Origin of the sequence: Lentzea cavernae (assembly GCF_014653695.1) — a bacterium.
In the GTDB taxonomy this organism is placed as follows: Bacteria; Actinomycetota; Actinomycetes; order Mycobacteriales; family Pseudonocardiaceae; genus Lentzea; species Lentzea cavernae.
Genome location: NZ_BNAR01000025.1, coordinates 87,134 through 105,178, shown reverse-complemented (window position 1 = coordinate 105,178; position 18,045 = coordinate 87,134). Strand labels below are relative to the sequence as shown.

At 70.0% G+C, this 18,045-nt stretch carries 20 protein-coding genes; 10 read left to right on the top strand and 10 right to left on the bottom strand.

The genetic code is table 11. The features are described from left to right. The first annotated feature begins 67 nt into the window (after positions 1 to 67). Positions 68 to 631 carry an amidohydrolase family protein gene (locus IE307_RS43360; protein WP_268250482.1) on the top strand — a complete coding sequence of 188 codons (564 nt, stop codon included), beginning with the start codon at positions 68 to 70 and terminating at the stop codon, positions 629 to 631. Between the two features lie 258 nt (positions 632 to 889). On the opposite strand, the gene IE307_RS43355 is transcribed toward IE307_RS43360, so the two are convergent. Beyond that, positions 890 to 1,531 (bottom strand): DedA family protein, encoded by a 642-nt coding sequence (locus IE307_RS43355; RefSeq protein WP_191305327.1) that lies wholly within the window; start codon positions 1,529 to 1,531, stop codon positions 890 to 892. Between the two features lie 163 nt (positions 1,532 to 1,694). Between IE307_RS43355 and IE307_RS43350 the strand changes: the two genes are divergently transcribed. The 4 genes from IE307_RS43350 (at position 1,695) to IE307_RS43335 (ending at position 6,476) form a co-directional block, all read left to right on the top strand. After that, a complete protein-coding gene (locus tag IE307_RS43350) occupies positions 1,695 to 2,819 on the top strand; it encodes a sensor histidine kinase (RefSeq protein WP_229905607.1) in 1,125 nt (374 codons plus the stop codon). Continuing rightward, complete coding sequence (locus IE307_RS43345; RefSeq protein ID WP_191305325.1) at positions 2,810 to 3,454, top strand: response regulator transcription factor; 645 nt, start codon at positions 2,810 to 2,812, stop codon at positions 3,452 to 3,454. The genes IE307_RS43350 and IE307_RS43345 overlap by 10 nt, the downstream gene beginning before the upstream one ends. Positions 3,455 to 3,609: 155 nt before the next feature. Further along, positions 3,610 to 5,112 carry a glycoside hydrolase family protein gene (locus IE307_RS43340; protein WP_191305324.1) on the top strand — a complete coding sequence of 501 codons (1,503 nt, stop codon included), beginning with the start codon at positions 3,610 to 3,612 and terminating at the stop codon, positions 5,110 to 5,112. 98 nt (positions 5,113 to 5,210) lie between these two features. Then, positions 5,211 to 6,476, top strand: a complete 1,266-nt coding sequence (locus tag IE307_RS43335; RefSeq protein WP_191305323.1) for a hypothetical protein — start codon at positions 5,211 to 5,213, stop codon at positions 6,474 to 6,476. Here IE307_RS43335 and IE307_RS43330 read toward each other — a convergent pair. Beyond that, positions 6,473 to 7,273 (bottom strand): Rossmann-fold NAD(P)-binding domain-containing protein, encoded by an 801-nt coding sequence (locus IE307_RS43330; protein ID WP_191305322.1) that lies wholly within the window; start codon positions 7,271 to 7,273, stop codon positions 6,473 to 6,475. The genes IE307_RS43335 and IE307_RS43330 overlap by 4 nt on opposite strands. Further along, positions 7,270 to 7,650, bottom strand: coding sequence for a nuclear transport factor 2 family protein (locus IE307_RS43325; protein ID WP_268250480.1), 381 nt, complete (start codon positions 7,648 to 7,650; stop codon positions 7,270 to 7,272). Before IE307_RS43325 ends, IE307_RS43330 begins: the two co-directional genes overlap by 4 nt. Positions 7,651 to 7,743: 93 nt before the next feature. On the opposite strand from IE307_RS43325, the gene IE307_RS43320 reads away from it, so the two are divergent. Beyond that, on the top strand, positions 7,744 to 8,331 hold the full coding sequence (locus IE307_RS43320) for a TetR/AcrR family transcriptional regulator (RefSeq protein WP_229905606.1): 588 nt from the start codon (positions 7,744 to 7,746) through the stop codon (positions 8,329 to 8,331). On the opposite strand, the gene IE307_RS43315 is transcribed toward IE307_RS43320, so the two are convergent. Then, positions 8,322 to 9,371 carry an alkene reductase gene (locus IE307_RS43315; protein WP_191305320.1) on the bottom strand — a complete coding sequence of 350 codons (1,050 nt, stop codon included), beginning with the start codon at positions 9,369 to 9,371 and terminating at the stop codon, positions 8,322 to 8,324. The genes IE307_RS43320 and IE307_RS43315 overlap by 10 nt on opposite strands. A 59-nt stretch (positions 9,372 to 9,430) precedes the next feature. Here IE307_RS43315 and IE307_RS43310 point away from each other — a divergent pair, with 59 nt between their 5' ends. Continuing rightward, positions 9,431 to 9,802 (top strand): MerR family transcriptional regulator, encoded by a 372-nt coding sequence (locus IE307_RS43310; RefSeq protein ID WP_191305319.1) that lies wholly within the window; start codon positions 9,431 to 9,433, stop codon positions 9,800 to 9,802. A 7-nt stretch (positions 9,803 to 9,809) separates the two neighbouring features. Here IE307_RS43310 and IE307_RS43305 read toward each other — a convergent pair whose 3' ends face one another. After that, entirely contained in the window at positions 9,810 to 10,850 is a 1,041-nt protein-coding gene (locus tag IE307_RS43305) for an NAD(P)-dependent alcohol dehydrogenase (protein WP_191305318.1), read from the bottom strand. A 145-nt stretch (positions 10,851 to 10,995) separates the two neighbouring features. Between IE307_RS43305 and IE307_RS43300 the strand changes: the two genes are divergently transcribed. Together IE307_RS43300 and IE307_RS43295 are read left to right on the top strand one after the other, a co-directional pair. Next, complete coding sequence (locus IE307_RS43300) at positions 10,996 to 11,859, top strand: helix-turn-helix domain-containing protein (RefSeq protein ID WP_191305317.1); 864 nt, start codon at positions 10,996 to 10,998, stop codon at positions 11,857 to 11,859. Further along, complete coding sequence (locus IE307_RS43295; protein WP_191305316.1) at positions 11,856 to 12,137, top strand: Rdx family protein; 282 nt, start codon at positions 11,856 to 11,858, stop codon at positions 12,135 to 12,137. Before IE307_RS43300 ends, IE307_RS43295 begins: the two co-directional genes overlap by 4 nt. A gap of 9 nt (positions 12,138 to 12,146) precedes the next feature. Here the strand turns inward: IE307_RS43295 and IE307_RS43290 are convergent, their stop codons facing one another. Next, positions 12,147 to 14,000, bottom strand: a complete 1,854-nt coding sequence (locus IE307_RS43290; protein ID WP_191305315.1) for an ATP-binding protein — start codon at positions 13,998 to 14,000, stop codon at positions 12,147 to 12,149. A 66-nt stretch (positions 14,001 to 14,066) separates the two neighbouring features. Between IE307_RS43290 and IE307_RS43285 the strand changes: the two genes are divergently transcribed. Further along, complete coding sequence (locus IE307_RS43285; protein ID WP_191305314.1) at positions 14,067 to 14,588, top strand: hypothetical protein; 522 nt, start codon at positions 14,067 to 14,069, stop codon at positions 14,586 to 14,588. Here the strand turns inward: IE307_RS43285 and IE307_RS43280 are convergent, their stop codons facing one another. Genes IE307_RS43280 through IE307_RS43265 form a run of 4 tightly spaced genes read right to left on the bottom strand, consistent with a single transcriptional unit; the run spans position 14,589 to position 18,025 of the window. Continuing rightward, the gene (locus IE307_RS43280; protein WP_191305313.1) at positions 14,589 to 15,542 is read right to left on the bottom strand and encodes a glycine betaine ABC transporter substrate-binding protein; all 954 of its coding nucleotides are present in this window, start codon (positions 15,540 to 15,542) and stop codon (positions 14,589 to 14,591) included. Further along, the gene (locus IE307_RS43275; protein ID WP_191305312.1) at positions 15,539 to 16,273 is read right to left on the bottom strand and encodes an ABC transporter permease; all 735 of its coding nucleotides are present in this window, start codon (positions 16,271 to 16,273) and stop codon (positions 15,539 to 15,541) included. The genes IE307_RS43280 and IE307_RS43275 overlap by 4 nt, the downstream gene beginning before the upstream one ends. Then, the gene (locus IE307_RS43270) at positions 16,270 to 17,385 is read right to left on the bottom strand and encodes an ABC transporter ATP-binding protein (protein ID WP_229905605.1); all 1,116 of its coding nucleotides are present in this window, start codon (positions 17,383 to 17,385) and stop codon (positions 16,270 to 16,272) included. The genes IE307_RS43275 and IE307_RS43270 overlap by 4 nt, the downstream gene beginning before the upstream one ends. Further along, positions 17,378 to 18,025, bottom strand: coding sequence for an ABC transporter permease (locus IE307_RS43265; RefSeq protein WP_191305311.1), 648 nt, complete (start codon positions 18,023 to 18,025; stop codon positions 17,378 to 17,380). The genes IE307_RS43270 and IE307_RS43265 overlap by 8 nt, the downstream gene beginning before the upstream one ends. Between the last annotated feature and the right edge of the window lie 20 nt (positions 18,026 to 18,045).

The window sequence follows — 18,045 nt, the reverse complement described above, 5'->3', positions numbered from 1 at the left end:
GGGCTTCACTCATGATCAACCAGGGTCTCACCCAGCCGCTCAGAGGTTAAAACTCAAGCTAGACCTCCTGAGCGAGGTGGTCTCCGCGGTGCACTCCGTCGGCGGCCGCGTGGCCGTGCACTGCCAGACAGCGGAGGGCAGCCGCAACGCCGTGCTCGCCGGCGTGGACAGTCTCGAACACGGCCTGCATCTCGACCACTCCCTCCTTCCTCGGATGGCTGCTCGGGGGACGGCCCTGGTGCCGACCTTCTCGGCGTTCGCCGAAGCTGCGGCTTCAGGTCTGCCGGACGCCCGTGACCCGCGGCTGCGGGACTGGCTGCTCGGCGGTTGGGACCACGCGTTCTCCACCGTCCGGGCCGCGCACGAGGCCGGTGTGACCGTGCTGGCCGGCACCGATCACAAGCCCTGCGGTGCGGTGGCGGGCGAGATCGCGTGGCTGATCGAGGCCGGGATGCCGGTGGAGGCGGCGATCGGGGCCGGGTCGTGGACCGCGCGGGAGTGGCTGGGGCTGCCCGGCCTGGTGGACGGCGGGTACGCGGACGTCGTGGCCTACGACGCGGATCCCGTCGAGGACCCGTCGGTGTTGACGCGGCCTGCCCGGATCGTGTTGCGCGGCAAGGTTGTTGCCTGACGCGTGGTTTGGGCTGCTCTGGGACACGTGTCAGGGGTGCGTCGGGTTGTGCGCGAACGACACAGACAGCTGGAGTGCACGGACGTGCGAACAAGGGCGGCGGCACCGAGCACCAACGGCACGGAGGCCGGGACGAACACTCGTCGCACGCGGCACGCCCCCTCCGGATCCTGTTGCGTGACAACGAAGTCGGCTGACGTACCCGCTGTCTCGTTCCCGTGCCGGCTCAGGCCCGGCCGGCCACGGCGGGCGGCGGCGTCAGCGCTTGACGCGCGGTAAGACCGCGGTCGCCTCCGGGTCGCCCTTCGAGCGCTGGCGCAGGCGGGTCGCGACGAAGAGCAGGACGGCGGCGCAGACGGTGACGATCACGAGCTTCTGGAAGACGCCGGCGTAGGACTCGACCCGGTGCCAGTTCTCGCCCAGCAGGTAGCCCGCGCCCACGAAGAGGGTGTTCCAGATCAGGCTGCCCAGCGTGGTGAGGATCAGGAATTTCGGGAGGTTCATTCGTTCCACGCCCGCGGGTAAGGAGATGAAGCTGCGGAACAGCGGCACCATTCGGCCGAAGAACACGGCTTTGGTGCCGTGGCGGGTGAACCACGCTTCTGTTCTGTCGAAGTCGGTGACGCGGACGAGTGGGATCCGGGCCACCAGGTTGCGGGTTCTGGTGCGGCCCAGGAGCAGGCCCGCGTAGTAGACGACGACGGCTCCGGCCACCGAGCCGAGGGTGGTCCAGAACAGGGCCGCGGGCAGGCTGAACACGCCTTTGCTCGCGGAGAAGCCGGCGAGGGGCAGCACCAGTTCGCTCGGGATCGGCGGGAACAGGTTGTCGAGGCCCACGACCACGGCGGCGCCCACGCCTCCCAGTGACTCCATCAGTGAGACGGCCCAGTCAGCCAGCATTGGATTTCCCCTCGGGAATGGGTTGGTCGGTCGGGGTCAACGTTAGGAATGGGGTGGGGGATGGGCCATGAGGTTGTCCGTTGGGAATCGTGGGGGAAACCGCAGGTCGATATTGCGGTAAACCGCAATGCCGGGGGCTGGGCCGGTCGGTACGGTGGCGAACGTGCATCAGGAAGGGCAGCTCAGTGCGGGTTCGCTGGTGCGGGGCTGGTTCCGGATGCTCGTCGGGCTCACGATCGGGTCGGTGACGGGGCTGCTGGGGCTCGTCGCCGCGATCAGCGGTGTGGGTGTGGTGCGGCAGACCGGGTACGAGTTGGGCCGGATCGCGCGGTTCGACCGGGCCGTGCACACGAATCCGTTGACGCGCAAGGGATGCCGCCGGTATCTGGCGGCGCGGTGGCTGGTCGGCGGGCTCGGTGCCGGCGTGATCTGCATGCTGGCGTTCTGGTACGTCGTCGCGCTGTCGATGGTGACGGCGTGGCTGTTCGACGGCGGCTGGGGGCTCGTGCAGGACGGCGACGGCGTGACGGTGAAGTTGCTCGCGATGGTGGCGGTGCCGGGCGCGCTGGTCATCTTCGTGACCACGGCGGGCGTGGTGGGGGTGGCGGCGCTGGACAGGTGGCTCGCCACCGGGATGCTCGGGACCAGTCAGCAGGCGTTGCTGCGCCAGCGGGTCGCCGAGCTCACCAGCACGCGGGCCGAGGTGATCGAGGCGATCGACGACGAGCGGCGGCGCATCGAGCGCGACCTGCACGACGGTGTCCAGCAGCGGCTCGTGGCGCTCGGCATGCTGATCGGCAGGGCCCGGCGGGTGAAGGGAGAGGAGCAGTTGCAGGACTTGTTGCAGCAGGCGCACTTCACGGCGGGCGAGACGCTCGACGAGCTGCGCGAGGTCGCGACCAGGGTCTACCCCGCCGTGCTCGACGACTCGGGGCTGGACGCGGCGCTGGAGGTGCTGGCCGAGCGGTCGAGCGTGCGCGTCGAGATCAGCAACGAGCTCAAGGCGTCGCCGGGCACCGCGCTGGAGACGGTGATCTACTTCGTGGTGTCCGAGGCGGTCAACAACGCGGCCAAGCACGCGGATCCGTCGGTCGTCGAGATCTCCGTGTGGCCGGACCCGACGGGCATCACGGTCATGGTGTGGGACGACGGCGACGGTGGCGCGGATCCCACCGGCACCGGCCTGTCCGGGCTGGCCAGGAGGGTCAAGGCGGTGGACGGGGAGTTCGAGGTGACCAGTCCGCGAGGCGGTCCCACCACGATCTACGCGAGGGTGCCGTGCGAGTGATCCTGGCCGAGGACTCGACGCTGCTGCGCGAGGGGCTGATCCGGCTGCTCGCCGAGGAGGGCCACGACGTGGTGGCCGCCGTCGGCACCGCACCGGAGCTGATCAAGGCGACCGAGGAGCACCGGCCGGACGTGGTCGTCACCGACGTCCGGATGCCACCGGACCACAAGGACGACGGCATGCGCGCCGCCCTCGAGATCCGCGAGCGGTGGCCGGAGGTCAGCGTTCTCGTGCTCTCCCAGTACGTCGAGAACCGCTACGCCACCGAGCTGATCACCAGCACCGGCGGCAAGGTCGGTTACCTGCTCAAGGACAGGGTGGCGCAGGTCGACGAGTTCCTCGAGGCCCTCGACAGGGTCGCGGCGGGCGGCGCGGCGTTCGACCCGGAGGTCGTGCGCAGGCTGCTGACCAGGACGACCCACGTCGACCCGCTCGAAACGCTGACCGCGCGCGAGAAGGCCGTGCTGGAACTGATGGCCCAGGGCCTCACGAACGCCCGCATCTCCGCTCAGCTGCACATCTCGCAGAGCGCCGCCGAAAAGCACATCAACGCGATCTTCGACAAGCTCGGCCTCTCCGGCTCGACCGGCCTGAGCCGCCGCGTGATGGCCGTCGTCCGCTACCTGGGCAGCTGACGGGCGAACTGCTCAGGCCACCGGCGGACGCGATCAGGCTTCCCCAGTCCCGCAACGGTTCGCAGACCTGCCGCGTTCCTCCTGCTCAACGCCTCCGAACGGGCTGCGACGGCGCACTTCACCCGTCCGGAGGACCTGATCACTATGATGGGTGAGTGCCCCTGAGTCGCCCACCTGTCGCGTTACTCGCTGCGCTCACGCTGCTCAGTGCGGTCACGGCGTGCACCAACGCGGCGGTCGGCGACCCGATCGGTGTGGCGGTCGAGTCGCAGAAGCCCACGTCAACGAAGAAGGCACCCCCGGCGGCACCGCCCAGGAACAAGATCACCCTCGGCGTGGAGAACGGCCGGCAGAGCGGTGGAACGGTGCTCGCGGGGGCCGGGGACGCGCCGTACAACTACGCGCCCGCGGTGATGGTCGACAACGGCCGCGTGCGCGCGTGGTGGTGCAGCCAGCTGAGCGCGGCACCGCCCGGTGGCGACGACATCCTCTACAGCGAGGGTCCCGGCGTCGGCGGACCGTTCTCGACGGCGGTACCGGTGTTCTCCGGCAGCGGCGGCAGCTTCGACGCGATGCACACGTGCGACCCGTCGCTGATCAAGATCGGCGACACCTACTACATGTATTACACGGGCGCGGCCAGGGACAACCACGCGAACGGAAGCTCGATCGGCGTCGCCTCCAGCAAGGACGGCATCACCTGGACGCGGGAGAACGGCGGCCAGTCGCTCGCCGGACCCGCCGGTGACAACATCCGCGAGAACACCTACGGCGCCGGTCAGCAGTCGGCCGTGCACCTCGACGGCTGGGTGTACCTGATGTTCACCGACACCACCGGCCTCGCCTCGCACCAGAACGGCGCGGGCCAGTACGTGCTGCGCTCGCAGGACCCGACGTTCGTCAAGGGCGTCGAGGCGCTCGGCACGCAGGGCTTCAAGCCGGTGGCGTCGAACAACACCCCGCGCACGCGGTCGGTGGTCGAGGCGTTCAGCGCCGACTGGATGTGGATCGAGGCGGTGGCCTCGTTCGCCATCGCCCACGAGACCGACGCCGGTACCACCATCACGTTCTGGAACAGGGACTTCACCCGCCACCCGTTCGAGCCCGTGGTGATCCCCGGTCCCTGGAAGGAAGGCCCCGGCCTGCTGCGCACGCCGGAGGGCCACGCGCTGGTCGACGCCAAGGACCCGTGCGGTCGCGTGGCGATCGACGTGCTGAGGGGCACCATCGAAGGCCCTGCCGGACCGACGAACATCGCCCACTTCGGCATCGACGCGGTCGGCCTCAAGGGGTGCGCCACCGAGACGGAGACGAAGGTGCTCAACGGCTTCGCGGTGCCGTCGCCGGAACGCACGCTCGACGTCGTCGTGGGCGACAGCGTGATGCGCTTCGAGCGCCGTTCGGTGGCCGAGAAGTTCTCACGCGCCGTGCTCGGCACCCGTCCGCAGGGCGTCGACGCGCTCAAGCTCGCGGTCAGCGTCCCGGCGGGCGCGCCTGCCGTGAGCAACCCGGCGGGTCAGGTCGCACTGCTGCTCGGCGAGAAGCTGTGGGTTGTCGAATCGGCCGAGGTCGCGACACTGAACTCGTCGCCGATCACCCAGGTGACCGCGGAGCAGTGGGCCAGGTACGAGCGCCTGCCGGATCTCACCAGGCGCTGACCGGCTACGTTCTCCCAGGTTCGGAATCGGACATGGGGGCACGAATGGTTACATCAACGGCGAAACGGCCAGAAAAACTCGCGGGCAGCGTCTTACCTGTGCCCGACGAGCCGCGGCACGAGCTGGCGTGGCTGGGCAACGCGGGCGCGTTCGTCGCCTCGGTGGCGTTCCTGCTGCTCGTCCCGGCGGGCTGGTCGAGGCTCGACCACCTGTGGGCCGAGGACGGCGCCCGGTTCCTGGTCGACGCGATGCTCTCCCCCGCGCTGTCGAACCTGACCGATCCCTACGGCGGCTACCTGCACGCGCTGCCGCGCCTGGTCGCCGAACTGGTGGCGTTGCTGCCGATCGAGTGGGCCGCCGCGGGGTTCGCGGTCTTCGCTGCGGTGCTGCGCGCGCTCGTCGCGCTGATCACGTTCGCGGGTTCGAAGGCGTACCTGAAGTCGACGCCGATGCGGTTCGCGCTGGCGTCGCTGGTCGTCGTGTTGCCCGCCGGCAACTCCGAGACGTTGAACAACATGACGAACCTGCACTGGTTCCTGCTCTACGGGACCTTCTGGGCGTTGTTGTGGCGCAACGCTCCGCGCGTGCCGGTCGCGTTGTTCGTGGTCCTCTCCGCCCTGACCAGCCCGCTGATCTTCATCCTGGCGCCCATCGCGCTCGTGCGGCTCTTCCAGCCGCGCAAGGAGGTGCCGGTCGCGTTCCTCGCCGCGCTGGTAGTGCAGGGCCTGACGATGGTCTTCGCCTCGCGCACGGCGTACTCGCACGACGAGGTCGACCCGGTGCAGGTGCTGCTGGCGAGCCTCCTGCGGGTGCCCGTGGTGGCGTTCACGGGCTCCGAGCGGGTCAGCGCGTTCTACCCGGCGAACGGCAACCTGGTGATCCTCGCGGCGGTGCTGGTCGCCGCGGTGCCGATCGTGATGGGGCTGCGGTTCGCCGACCGGCCGGGACGAACGCTCGCGCTGGTCGCCGGGGCCTACGGCGTGGTCCTCATCGTCGCGTGTCTGGTCCTGAACTGGGCGCAGGTCCTGCAGGTGCAGGCGCCGGGCGTCGTGATGGCCGCCCAGCGCTACAGCATCGCACCGTGTCTGTTCCTGTTCACCGCGATCTTCGTCGGCCTCGACGCGGCCCCGCGCAGCACCGGGGAACGCGTGGTGCGGGCGGGAAGCCGCTACCTGATCGGGATCCTCGTGGTGGTCAGCGTCTTCGCCCACTTCCGCGAACCCGGCGCGGTGCTGACCGGCGTCCCGTGGGACGAGAGCCTGGCCAACGCCCGTGCGGAGTGCGCGACGACGCACGAGTTCGCACGGCTGGAGCACGAGCCTCAGGACTGGTTCTTCCTCGTCCCGTGCGAACTGGTGCGCTAAGACGCGGTGAACGTGCGCCTGACGAAGTCGCGGAACGAAACCGGTGGCCTGCCCGTCACCTCCTGAACGGTCGTGGTGACCCGGTCCTCCGCACCACCCCGGATGTCCTCGTCGAGCCCGGCCAGGAGGGCGGCGAACTCGCGGGGCACCGCGGTGGCGATGCGCTCGGTCATCTCCGCCGTGCCGACCGAACGGTGCCGGACAGGCTTCCCGGTGACCTCGGTGATGATCGCGGCGGCGTCCGCGTAGCTGAGCGCCTCCGGCCCGGTGATCAGGTGATCGGTGTTGTGCGGCAACGGATCCGTCAGCGCACGGGCGGCCACCGCGGCGATGTCGGCGGCGTCGACGAACCCGACCCGGCCGTCCCCGGTCGCCGTGACGATCTCGCCGTCGCGGACACCGGCCGCGACGAGGTGGTCGCCGGTGAAGTTCTGCATGAACCACGACGGCCGCAGCACCGCCCACTCCGGAAGGGCGCGCACGAGTGCCGGGAGCGCGCCCATCCCCGTGGCGCTCTCCGGCACCGCGGACGAGCTGAGCAGGACGACTCGCCGCACGAGCCGCGCTCGGGCGAGCAGCGACTCGACCACCGGAACGGGGTCGACGACTCCGATCGGGGGCATCAGGTAGACGCTGCTCACCCCTTCCAGCGCGTTGCCGAACGTCGCGGGCACGTCCCAGTCGAACCGGACGTGGTCGTCCCGCAGGGGTTTCCTGGTGCCGACACGGGCGCCGGGCAGCAGTGCGGCCAGCCGGCTGCCGGTCGTGCCGGTGCCGCCGATGATCAGCGTGGTCATGCCATCTCCTGCACCAGCAACGGGTTCCAGTAGTCGCGGTAGCTCACGATCTCGCCCTCGCGGGTCGTGACGACGGCGATGTAGGAGGCCCGGTACGGCTTGCCGGTCGCGACCACGACGCCCTCGGCGTCGAACTCGGCGATGAGCACGTCCGGATCGGTCGTCTGGTGCACGACCTGCTTCGGGAAGCTCCGGATGTCGAGCATCTTCGGGTAGTCGCGCAGGTAGTCCTCGACCGCCGCACGGCCTTCCAGCCTCGCGGGCCAGCCGGGCGGGGCGAACGGGAACTCCGCCACGCCGTCCTCGGCCCACAGGCCGGCGAAACCCATCATGTCCTTGTCCAGCAGCAGTTGCAGCGCCCTCGGGATGAGGTCCACGGAAGCTCCTCACAGAAATGGACGAGACGGTATCGTCCCGTCCACCACGTTAGGCGGAACGGGACCGTCTCGTCCAGTCCTATGATGTGCGTCATGACCAAGCGCACCCCGACCGGCGCCGCCGTGCTGCAGCCCCAGGTGACGCAGGCGATCACCGACGCCGTGCTCGACGAGCTCGCCCTGCACGGCTACGGCCGGCTGTCGATGGAGGCCGTCGCCAAGCGCGCGGAGGTCGGCAAGAGCGCGCTGTACCGGCGGTGGCCGTCCAAGCAGGACATGGTGGTCGCGGCTCTGTCGGAGTTCTCCGTGCCACTGGCCGAGGTTCCGGACACCGGGTCGTTGCGCGGTGATCTGCTGGCCACCGTCACGGCCGTGCACGACTGGCTCACGCACCCCCGGTTCGCCACGATCCTGCCCGACCTCACCGCCGAGGCCGTCCGCACCCCGGCGCTGTCCGAGGCGATCGCGGCGACGATCGGCGAACCCCGGCGGGCACTCGGCGCCGTGACGCTGCAACGAGCGGTCGACCGGGGCGAGCTACCCGCCGGCTTCGACCTCGAGATCGCCCTGGACCTGGTGGCGGCACCGGTCTACTGGCGGCTGTCCGTCCGCCGGGCAGAGGTCGAGCCCGACTACCTCGAACGACTCACCGACCACCTGCTGCGCGCGCTTCAGTGCTGATAGCTCGGGTAGTCGACGTACCCGTTCGGCGTGCCGAACCAGGTCTCGCGCTCGGTGCTCGCGAGCGGCAGACCGAGCCGGAAGCGTTCGACCAGGTCGGGGTTGCCGATGTAGGCGCGGCCGTAGCTGATCAGGTCGGCGCCGTTGGCGAGCCAGCGCTCCCCCTGCTCCTGGGTGCCCTCGACCGGGCCGATCTGGCCGCCGGGGTTGAGGATGAACGCGCTCGGCCACGCCTTGCGCAACCCCATCAGCAGCTCGTCGTCCACAGTGGTCAGGACGTGGATGTAGGCCATGTCCGGCAACGCCTTCAGCAGCTCGCCGTAGAGCGCGGGCACGTCCTGTTCGACGATGCCCTGGATCTCGCCGCCGGGTGAGAGCCGGATGCCGACGCGGTCGGCTCCGATGGCGTCCACGGCCGCTTCGACCGCCTCGACGGCGAACCGGACGCGTCCGGCGATCGAGCCGCCGTAGCCGTCGGTGCGCTCGTTGGCGCTGGAGGACAGGAACTGCTGGATCAGGTACCCGTTCGCGCCGTGCAGTTCCACGCCGTCGAACCCGGCCTCGACGGCCCGCCGTGCCGCGTCGCCGAACGCCTGGGCCTGCTCGGCCACCTCGGCGGTCTCCAGTGCGCGCGGCACGGGCGCGGGCGCCGGCCCGGTCGGGGTGAAGATCTCGGTGCCGGCCGCGATCGCCGACGGTCCGACGGGGTGGTGCCCGGCGACCTCGGCGTGGCCGATCCGGCCACCGTGCATGAGCTGGGCGAAGATGCGGCCGCCGTTGGCGTGCACGGCGTCGGTGACCGCGCGCCAGGCCTCGACCTGCTCGTCGGTGTGGATGCCGGGCATGGCCGGACCGGCCTGGCCGACGGCGTTCGGGTGCACGCCTTCGGTGACGATGAGCCCGGCCGTGGCGCGCTGGGCGTAGTAGGTGGCCGTCTCCGCCGTCGGTGCGCCGTCAACAGCCCGTGCGCGGGTCATCGGCGCCATGACGAGGCGGTTCGGCAGGGTCAGGTTTCCGAGTCGGTAGCTAGTGAGCAGCATGAGAGCTAGGCTAGGAACCTGACATTAACGTCAGAGGTAGGTTTTGTGGCGGAGGTCTCATGCGCATCGGCGAGTTGGCGGAACGCACAGGCGTGAGCGTGCGCGCGTTGCGCTACTACGAAGAGCAGGGCCTTCTTGCCTCGCAACGCAGTGAGAGCGGGCAACGGCGGTACGAGGAGAACGCCATCGGCAGGGTGCGGCTGATCCAGCAGCTCTACGCTGCCGGGATCTCCAGTGCGTCGATCCTCGAGATGCTGCCGTGCGTGGTGACGGGGGTGGCGGCGCCGCAGGTCATGACCAAGCTGATCGGGCACCGCTCGTCGGTGGTGAAGCAGATCGAAGAGCTGCAGGAGACCCTCCTGCAGCTCGACAGGGTGATCGCAGGCGCGACCGAGGCCTACGCGACCGGAAAGCCGTGCCCGCCCCAATGAGGAACCCTCAGATCGTGGCCGTGTCGATCACGAACCGGTACCGCACGTCGCTCGAGAGCACGCGCTCGTAAGCGGTGTTGATCTCGTCCGCGCTGATCAGCTCGATCTCCGCGCCCAGGCCGTGCTCGGCGCAGAAGTCCAGCATCTCCTGGGTCTCCGCGATGCCGCCGATCATCGAACCGGCGAGCGTCTTGCGCCGGCCGATCAGGCTGAACAGGTTCAGCGAGATCGGCTCCTCGGGCGCACCCACGTTGACAAGGGCGCCGTCGGTCCTGAGCAGGCTCAGGTAGGCGCCGAAGTCCAGTGGCGCGGACACCGTCGAGACGATCACGTCGAACTTGCCGGCGAGCTCCGCGAACGTCGCCGGGTCGTTGGTCGCGCGGTAGTCGTGGGCGCCGAGCTTGAGCCCGTCGTCCTTCTTGCGCAACGACTGCGACAGCACGGTGACCTCGGCGCCGAGCGCGACGGCGATCTTGACGCCCATGTGGCCGAGACCGCCCAGGCCGACGATCGCGACCTTGGTGCCGGGGCCGACGTTCCAGTGCCTCAACGGCGAGTACAGCGTGATGCCGGCGCACAGCAGCGGCGCGGCCACGTCCAGCGGAAGCGCGTCCGGGATGCGCACGGCGTAGTTCTCGTCGACCACGAGCTGCTTCGAGTAACCGCCGTAGGTGACCTCGCCGTCGTAGCCGACCGCGTTGTAGGTCCCGACCTGGCCCTTGGCGCAGTACTGCTCCAGGCCGCGCAGGCAGTGGTCGCACTCGCGGCACGAGTCCACGAAGCAGCCGACGCCGACGCGGTCACCGACGGCGTACCGCGTCACCTCGGAACCGACCTCGGCGACGACGCCCGCGATCTCGTGACCGGGGACCATCGGGAAGATCGACTCGCCCCAGCCCTCGTTGACCTGGTGGATGTCGGAGTGGCAGATGCCCGCGAACTTGATGTCGATCAGGACGTCGTGCGCGCCGACCGCGCGACGCTCGATGGTGGTGCGCTCCAGCGGTGCCTTGGGTGCGGGAGCGGCGTAGGCAGCGACGGTGCTCATCAGGGTCTCTCCTCGGTTCGTCGTGTCGGTGACGACACTGCGCCTCTTCGACGGACCTGCCCAGGCACCTGGTTTTCGTACGACTGCCGTGCCTACCACCAGCAGTAGCAGGCACGTTCCCGCGGTGGCGGGGATACTCGGGCCCATGACCGTCGACCCGCGTGCCGAGCTGAGCGACTTCCTGCGCAGCCGTCGTGCCCGGCTGTCCCCCGACGACGTCGGCCTGCCCCAGTACGGCCGTGCCCGTCGCGTGCCCGGCCTGCGCCGCGAGGAGCTGGCGCAGCTCGCGGGCGTCTCCGTCGCGTACTACACGCGTCTCGAACAGGGCAACGGACGCAACGTCTCGGCCGAGGTGCTCGACTCGATCGCCCGCGCGTTGCGGCTCAACGACGCCGAACGCGAACACCTCGGCAACCTGACGCGCAGCAAGCCGCACAAGAAGAAGAAAGAGCCGCGCTCGCCGCTGCGACCGGCGTTGCGGCACCTGCTCGACGGCATCGCCGTGCCCGCGTACATCGGCGGGCGGCGCGCGGACGTCCTCGCGTGGAACCCGATGGCCGCGGCGTTGTTCGGCGACTGGAGCAGGCTCGACCCGCGCGACCGCAACTGGGCGCGCATGATCTTCCTGCGGCCCGAGTACCAGAACCTGTTCGTCAACTGGGAGAACAAGGCCGCGGACATCGTGGCGTTCCTGCGGCTCGACGCGGGCTGCTGCTCCGACGACCCCGAACTGGCCGCGCTGATCGGCGAGCTCTCGCTCAAGAGCGAGTTGTTCCGGCAGCTCTGGGCCGCGCACGAGGTCAAGGAGAAGAGCTTCGGCACCAAGGTGCTGCGCCACCCGCTCGTGGGCGAGCTGACGCTGTCGTACGAGACGCTGCGGATGCCCAGCGAGCCCGGCCTGTTCCTCACCACCTACCACGCCGAGCCCGGCACCCCGTCCGCCGAGGGCCTGCAGCTGCTGGCCAGCTGGGGCGCGGACGCCTCGCACTCTGTTACTACTAAGGCGTGAGAACACCGCGTCTGGAGATCGAGTACTGCACCCAGTGCCGGTGGCTGCTGCGCGCCGGGTGGACCGCGCAGGAGCTGCTGACCACGTTCACCGCGGAGCTGGGCGAGGTCGCGCTGATCCCCGGCACGGGTGGCGTGTTCGACGTGCGGCTCGACGGCGAGACGCTGTGGTCGCGCAAGGAGCAGGAGGGGTTTCCGGACCTCGCCGTGCTCAAGCAGCTGGTGCGCGACAGGGTGGCGCCGGAACGGTCGCTGGGCCACACCGATCGCAAGAACTGAGGGCTGAGGTCAGTCGCGCGAACGCCTGCTGCGCCGGGCCTTCCTGAACTGCTGCCAGAGCAGTTTCGCCCACTTCTCGTGGCCTCCCGCGAGGTAGGCGGCGTGCGCGGCTTGCAGGTGTTGCTGCGTCTTTTCCTGGTGACCGGAGTCCGACGCGATCAGCGCGAGCCTCTTGTGCGCACGTCCGACCAGAGCAAGACGGCCGGCGACCTCGGCCATCTCGGTGCAGGCCTTGAAGTGGGAGACGGCGAGGTCCGGCTGGAACTCGTCGTCGGCGAGAATGCCCATGTTGTACCGGATGTGCGCCTCGCCGCCCGGTTCCCCGGCATCGTGGTAGGCGGTCAGCGCCTCGCGGTAGTGCTGCCACGCCAGCGGGAAGTCCTCCTGGCGCCGGGCGAGTGAGCCCAGGCTGTGCAGTGCCCTGGCCAGACCACCGAGGTCCCCCAGTTCCCCGCTCAACGCGGCTGCCTGGCGGAACCGCTCGTAGGCAGCCGGGTTGTGGCCCGTCTCGCGGTGGATCCACCCGAGCCCGCGCAGCGCCTTGGCCTCGCCGTCCCGGTCACCGAGACGCAACGCGGCATCGAGCGCCAGCTCGTAGGTGCGAAAGCCGTCCGCGCTGTTGCGATGGCCGTAGAACCGGAAGGTGCCCAGTGCGAAGGCCATGCGCAGCACCTGCTCGTGACGACCCAGCCCGTGCGCGAGTTCGACCGCGGCGACGATGTTGGACCGCTCGGTCCGTTCCAGCCGCTCCGCCGCCTCGGCGTAGTAGTCGATCAGGCGGCGGAGCGCGGCTTCCTCGACGTCGTCCTCCGCGCGTTCCGCCGCGTACAGGCGCAGGAGGTCGTGGAACCGGAACCAGCCGTGCGGCTCACCGCTCTCGATCATGTGCGCACGGCGGAGGCCCGTCAGCAGCTTCTGCGTGTCCCGCAACGGTTGCCCGGCAAGAGCTGCGGCGGCCGCAGAGCTGACCTGGCGGCCGGGGTTGAGCGACAGCAACCGGAACAGCCGCCGCTCGGCCGGGTCGAGCCGTTCGTGGGAGAGGTCGAAGGCCGCGCGCACGGCCACGTCGTCGTCGTAGCTCAGTTCGGTGAGCCTGGCTTCCCGCAACAACTCCGCGAGGTCGGCGAGCGGCAGGCCGGGGTCGTCGGACAGCAGGGCCGCGACGATGCCGAGCGCGAGCGGCAGCCCTCCGCACAGGCCGGCGATCTCGTGCGCGGTCCCCGGCGCGGACGTGATCCGTTCGTCCGCGGGATCGGCGGCCCCGACCAGGTTCTCCAGCATCGCCACCGACTCCCCGGCCGGCAGCACGTCCAGCGACAGACGCCGGGCGCCCTGGAGATCGGCCAACGTGTGCCGGCTGGTCACCAGGACGCGGTGCTGGTCCCCCGGCGGCAGCAGCGGGCGGACCTGGCCGGACGAGGAGGCGTTGTCCAGCACCACCAGCGTCGGCTGCCGCTTCGCGAGCCGGGAGCGGTAGAGCGACTCGCGTTCGGCCTGCGACTCGGGCACCCGCACGACACCGAGGGCGCCGAGGAACGCTCCGAGCGCGGTCAGCGGTTCGACGGGCGCCGAGTACCCCTGCAGGTCGACGAACAGCACGCCGCCGGGAAATCGGTCGGCGGCGTCGTGGGCCGCCTTGACCGCGAGGGTCGTCTTGCCGACGCCCGCGAGGCCTGTCGACACCACGACCGGTTGCGAGCCGCCCAGCGCCTCGGCGACGGCGGTCAGGTCGGCGGATCTGCCGGTGAACTCGGCGGCGACCGGCGGCAGCCCGTCGAGCGCGGTCGGGGCAGGTGATTGCAGGTAGACGTCGCGTGCCTGCACCACGGTTCCGTGGACGTCTCCGCTCACCTCGTTGTGCACATGTTCGTTGTACCGCAGACCAGCGAATTCGCTGCGGCGCGGACTGACGGCTCGTATCGTGGCGCCGTGCATCCGAACCAGGGCTGGCAGCTGCAGCAACCGCAGGCGCACGGTCCGGGTTACGGCCCGGCGCCCGGCTGGGGCCAGCCGTTGCGGCCGAGCACCGCGCCCGCGTTCGTCGCGGGCGGGCTGTGGCTCGCGGTCGCCGTGCTGTGCTTCGTGCTGGCCGGGCTGAACTCCGCCGACGGCCTGGGCGTGCGGCAGACCCCGGAGGCCGCCGTCGCGTTGCTGGGACTGGCTTTCGGGCGCGGTGTCATCGCCAACGGCGACCCGGCGATCGTCGCCACCTACGTCGCGGGTGGCGTGGTGCTCCTGCTCGCCGCGCTGGTGATCGCGCGGCTCGGGTTCGCGCGGTGGGTGCTCGCGGGGCTCGGGTTCCTCGTGGTCACCTACTACGTGTTCGCCATCGTCCGGCTCACCGTCGACCACGCCGGCACGTTCATCATCGTGCCGGGCGTGGCGTTGATGCTGTGGCTGGCCGCGTCGATGGTGTCGGTGCTGCCGCCGGTCGGACGGGCGATGCGCTGATCAGTCCGTCCTGATGAACCCCTTCGACACCATCCAGTCCCTCGCGACCTCGCCCGCGTCCCTGCCCTCCACGTCGACCTGACGGCACAGCTCGATCATCTGGTCGTTGGTGAGCGCGGCGCTGATCTTCTCCAGCGGGCCGCGGACCTGCGGGTACCGCGCCAGGAACTCGGCGCGCACGGTCGGCGCCACGTTGTACTGCGGGAAGGCCTTCTTGTCGTCCTCCAGCACGCGGAGCTTCTGCGCGGCGATGCGGCCGTCGGTCGTGAACACCTCACCGATCGGGCACGTGCCGCCCGCGACGGCCGAGTAGATCGTGCCGATGCCGAAGTTCTTCACCTCGGTCGTCGGGAAGCCGTAGGTCCGTTGCGCCGCCGGGAAACCGTCCTGGCGGCTGGTGAACTCGGTCTCGAGGCAGAACACCGCCTCGTCCGGGTTCTGCGTCAAGAACGCCGCCAGGTCGGACGTCGTCCTGAGCCCGTGCTGCTCGCCGTAGGCCTCGGTGACGGCGAACGCGTACTGGTCGTTGAGCGGCGAGTAGGCGAGCCACTCGACGCCGAACCTCTCCAGGTCGGCCTTCTTCGTGGCGTCGTACTGGGCCTGTTCCCCGCCGGTGACCGGGAGCTCGTTGCCCTGGTAGTTGATCCAGCCGGTGCCGGTGTACTCCCAGGTGACGTCGACCTCGCCGTTGAGCAGCGCCTGCCGTGCGGTCTGCGAGCCCTTCAGGTCGGTCAGGTCGACGACGTCGGCACCGGCCGCGGACAGCGCCATCTCGGCCAGGTAGCCGAGCAGGATGTTCTCGGTGAAGTCCTTGGACCCCACGGTGATCTCGACGCCCCGCAGCGACTGCTCCGGCTGGATCGAGCCCGGGAGGACCTTGTAGGGCAGCGCACTGTTGACGTCCAGGCCGCACCCGGCCAGGCACAGCACGAGGACGAGCGCGAGCTTCCTCACCTGACCCCCTTGGGGCCGAACCGGTGTTCCATCACGGCGCCCGCCCAGTCGACCAGCAGCGCGAGTCCCGCCGCCAGCGCCGAGCCGGTCACCAGGACCTTCATCAGGTTCAGCTTGTAGCCGGTGTCGATCAGCAACCCGAACCCGCCCGCGTTGACGAACAGGCCGAACGTCGCCGTGCCCACCGCGAGCACCAGTGACGTGCGCAGACCGGCGAGGATCAGCGGTACCGCCAGCGGGAGCTCGACGCGCCACAGCACGCCCGACGCCGACATGCCGATGCCGCGCCCGGCGTCCACAAGGGACGGATCGACCTGATGGATGCCGACGATCGTGTTGCGCAGCACCGGGAGCAGCGAGTAGAACGCGAGCGGCAGCGCGGCCACCCACAGCCCGCCGGACGCGCCGGTGATCAGGAACCACAGCACCAGCACGCCCAGCGCGGGCGCCGCCTGGCCGACGTTCGCGACCGCCAGGAACACCGGCGCGAGGAAGCGCGCCCACGGCCTGGTCGCGACGATGCCCGCCGGCACCGCGACGGCCACGACGATCGCGGTCACCACGACCGTCATCAGCAGGTGGTCCTTCAACGCCGTGAGCAGCGACGTCGCGTTCAGCGTGCTCCTCTCGGTCGCCGTGAGCTCGCCGCTGAACACCCACACCAGCACGCCGCCGACGATCAGCAGCACCGCGGCGGGTTGCGCCCAGAACTGGATCCGCCCGGCCGTCACGAGTTCGCTCGCAGCTGTTGTACGACATCGGTCACGGTCGTGAGGTCGAGGGTGCCGACGTACTCGCCGCGGCTGCCCGTGACGACCGCCCGGCCGCCCTCGTTGACCATCGCCTCCAGCGCGTCCCGCAACGTCGACTGCAGCGTCACGGAGTCCTGCACCGGACGTCCGATCGAGGCCAGCGAGGAAGCGCGCCGCAGCTCGTTCTGAGTCGCCCAGCGCACCGGCCTGTCGCGGCGGTCGAGCACCAGCAGCCACTTCTCGGCACCGAGGTCCACAGTGGACGGATCGGCGTCGGCGCGGGCCGTGACCGCGTGGCCGAGTTCGACGTCACGAACCCTCGTCAGCGTCAACGCCTTCAGCGACGCGCCGGCGCCGACGAACCCGGCCACCGTGTCGTCCGCCGGGTTCGCGAGGATCGCGTCGGGCGTGGCGTACTGCAGGATCGTGGAACGGTCGCCGAGCACCGCGATCTTGTCGCCGAGCTTCACGGCCTCGTCGAAGTCGTGCGTGACGAACACGATCGTCTTGCGGAGCTCGTTCTGCAGTCTCAGCAACTCGTCCTGCAGGTGCCCGCGGGTGATCGGGTCGACCGCGCCGAACGGCTCGTCCATCAGCAGCACCGGCGGATCGGCGGCCAGAGCCCTCGCGACACCGACCCGTTGCTGCTGGCCGCCCGAGAGCTGGCGGGGGAAGCGGCCGGCGAACTCGCCGGGGTCGAGCCCGACGAGGTCCATCATCTCGTCGACGCGATCAGCGGTCCTCTTCTTGTCCCAGCCCAGCAGCCCCGGCACGATCCCGATGTTCTGCGCCACCGTGAAGTGCGGGAACAACCCCGCCTGCTGGATCGCGTAGCCGACGCGCCGCCGCAGGTCGTCCGGGTCGATCTTGAGCGCGTCCTCGCCGCCGATCGTGATCGTGCCCGACGTCGGTTCGATCAACCGGTTGATCATCCGCATGGTCGTGGTCTTGCCGCACCCGGACGGCCCGACGAACACGACGACCTGCCCGGCGGGCACGACCATCGAGAAGTCGTCGACCGCCGCGGCCTTCTGCCCCGCGTACCGCTTGGTCACGTGGTCGAGCCTGATCTCAATGCCTTTTTCAGCCACGGACGCCCCTCGACACGGTGAAACGGTTGACCAGCACGTAGACGCCGTCGAGCAGCAGGGCGAGAACCACCACGCCGATCGTCCCGGTGAGGGCCTGGTTCATGGAGTTCGCACTGCCCGCGTTCGCGAGGCCGGAGAACACCTCTGATCCCAGCCCCGGTCCCTTCGCGTAGGCCGCGATCACCGCGATCCCCATGAGCATCTGCGTCGCGACGCGCATCCCCGCCAGGATCGCGGGCCACGCCAGTCTCAGCTCCACTCTCGTGAGCACCCCGAACCGGCTCATCCCGATCCCTCTCGCGGCATCGCTCACCGCCGGATCCACCCCGCCCAGTCCGACGATCGTGTTGCGCACGATCGGCAGCAGCGCGTACAGCACCAGGGCGATCACCGTCGTGTCCGCGCCCAGGCCGAACACCGGGATCAGCAACGCCAGCAGAGCGAACGACGGAATGGTGAGGATCGTGCTCGCCAACGCCGTGGCCAGCGCGGATCCGGCCGGACTGCGGTAGACCGCGACCCCGATCGCCACCCCCAGCAGCGCGGCCAGGACCGTGCACTGCACAACGGCGCTGACGTGCAGGAACGCTTGCAAAGACAGCCGATCCCAGCGATCGGCTACGTACTCGAGCACATTCATCCTCGTGGCCCCGCCCTCGA

Bases quoted from the DNA above. Each gene is read 5' to 3' on its own strand.
- IE307_RS43355 (WP_191305327.1), bottom strand. From the start codon at position 1,531: ATGCTGGCTGACTGGGCCGTCTCACTGATGGAGTCACTGGGAGGCGTG.
- IE307_RS43330 (WP_191305322.1), bottom strand. From the start codon at position 7,273: ATGACCACGCTGATCATCGGCGGCACCGGCACGACCGGCAGCCGGCTG.
- IE307_RS43320 (WP_229905606.1), top strand. From the start codon at position 7,744: ATGACCAAGCGCACCCCGACCGGCGCCGCCGTGCTGCAGCCCCAGGTG.
- IE307_RS43315 (WP_191305320.1), bottom strand. From the start codon at position 9,371: ATGCTGCTCACTAGCTACCGACTCGGAAACCTGACCCTGCCGAACCGC.
- IE307_RS43310 (WP_191305319.1), top strand. From the start codon at position 9,431: ATGCGCATCGGCGAGTTGGCGGAACGCACAGGCGTGAGCGTGCGCGCG.
- IE307_RS43305 (WP_191305318.1), bottom strand. From the start codon at position 10,850: ATGAGCACCGTCGCTGCCTACGCCGCTCCCGCACCCAAGGCACCGCTG.
- IE307_RS43300 (WP_191305317.1), top strand. From the start codon at position 10,996: ATGACCGTCGACCCGCGTGCCGAGCTGAGCGACTTCCTGCGCAGCCGT.
- IE307_RS43265 (WP_191305311.1), bottom strand. From the start codon at position 18,025: ATGAATGTGCTCGAGTACGTAGCCGATCGCTGGGATCGGCTGTCTTTG.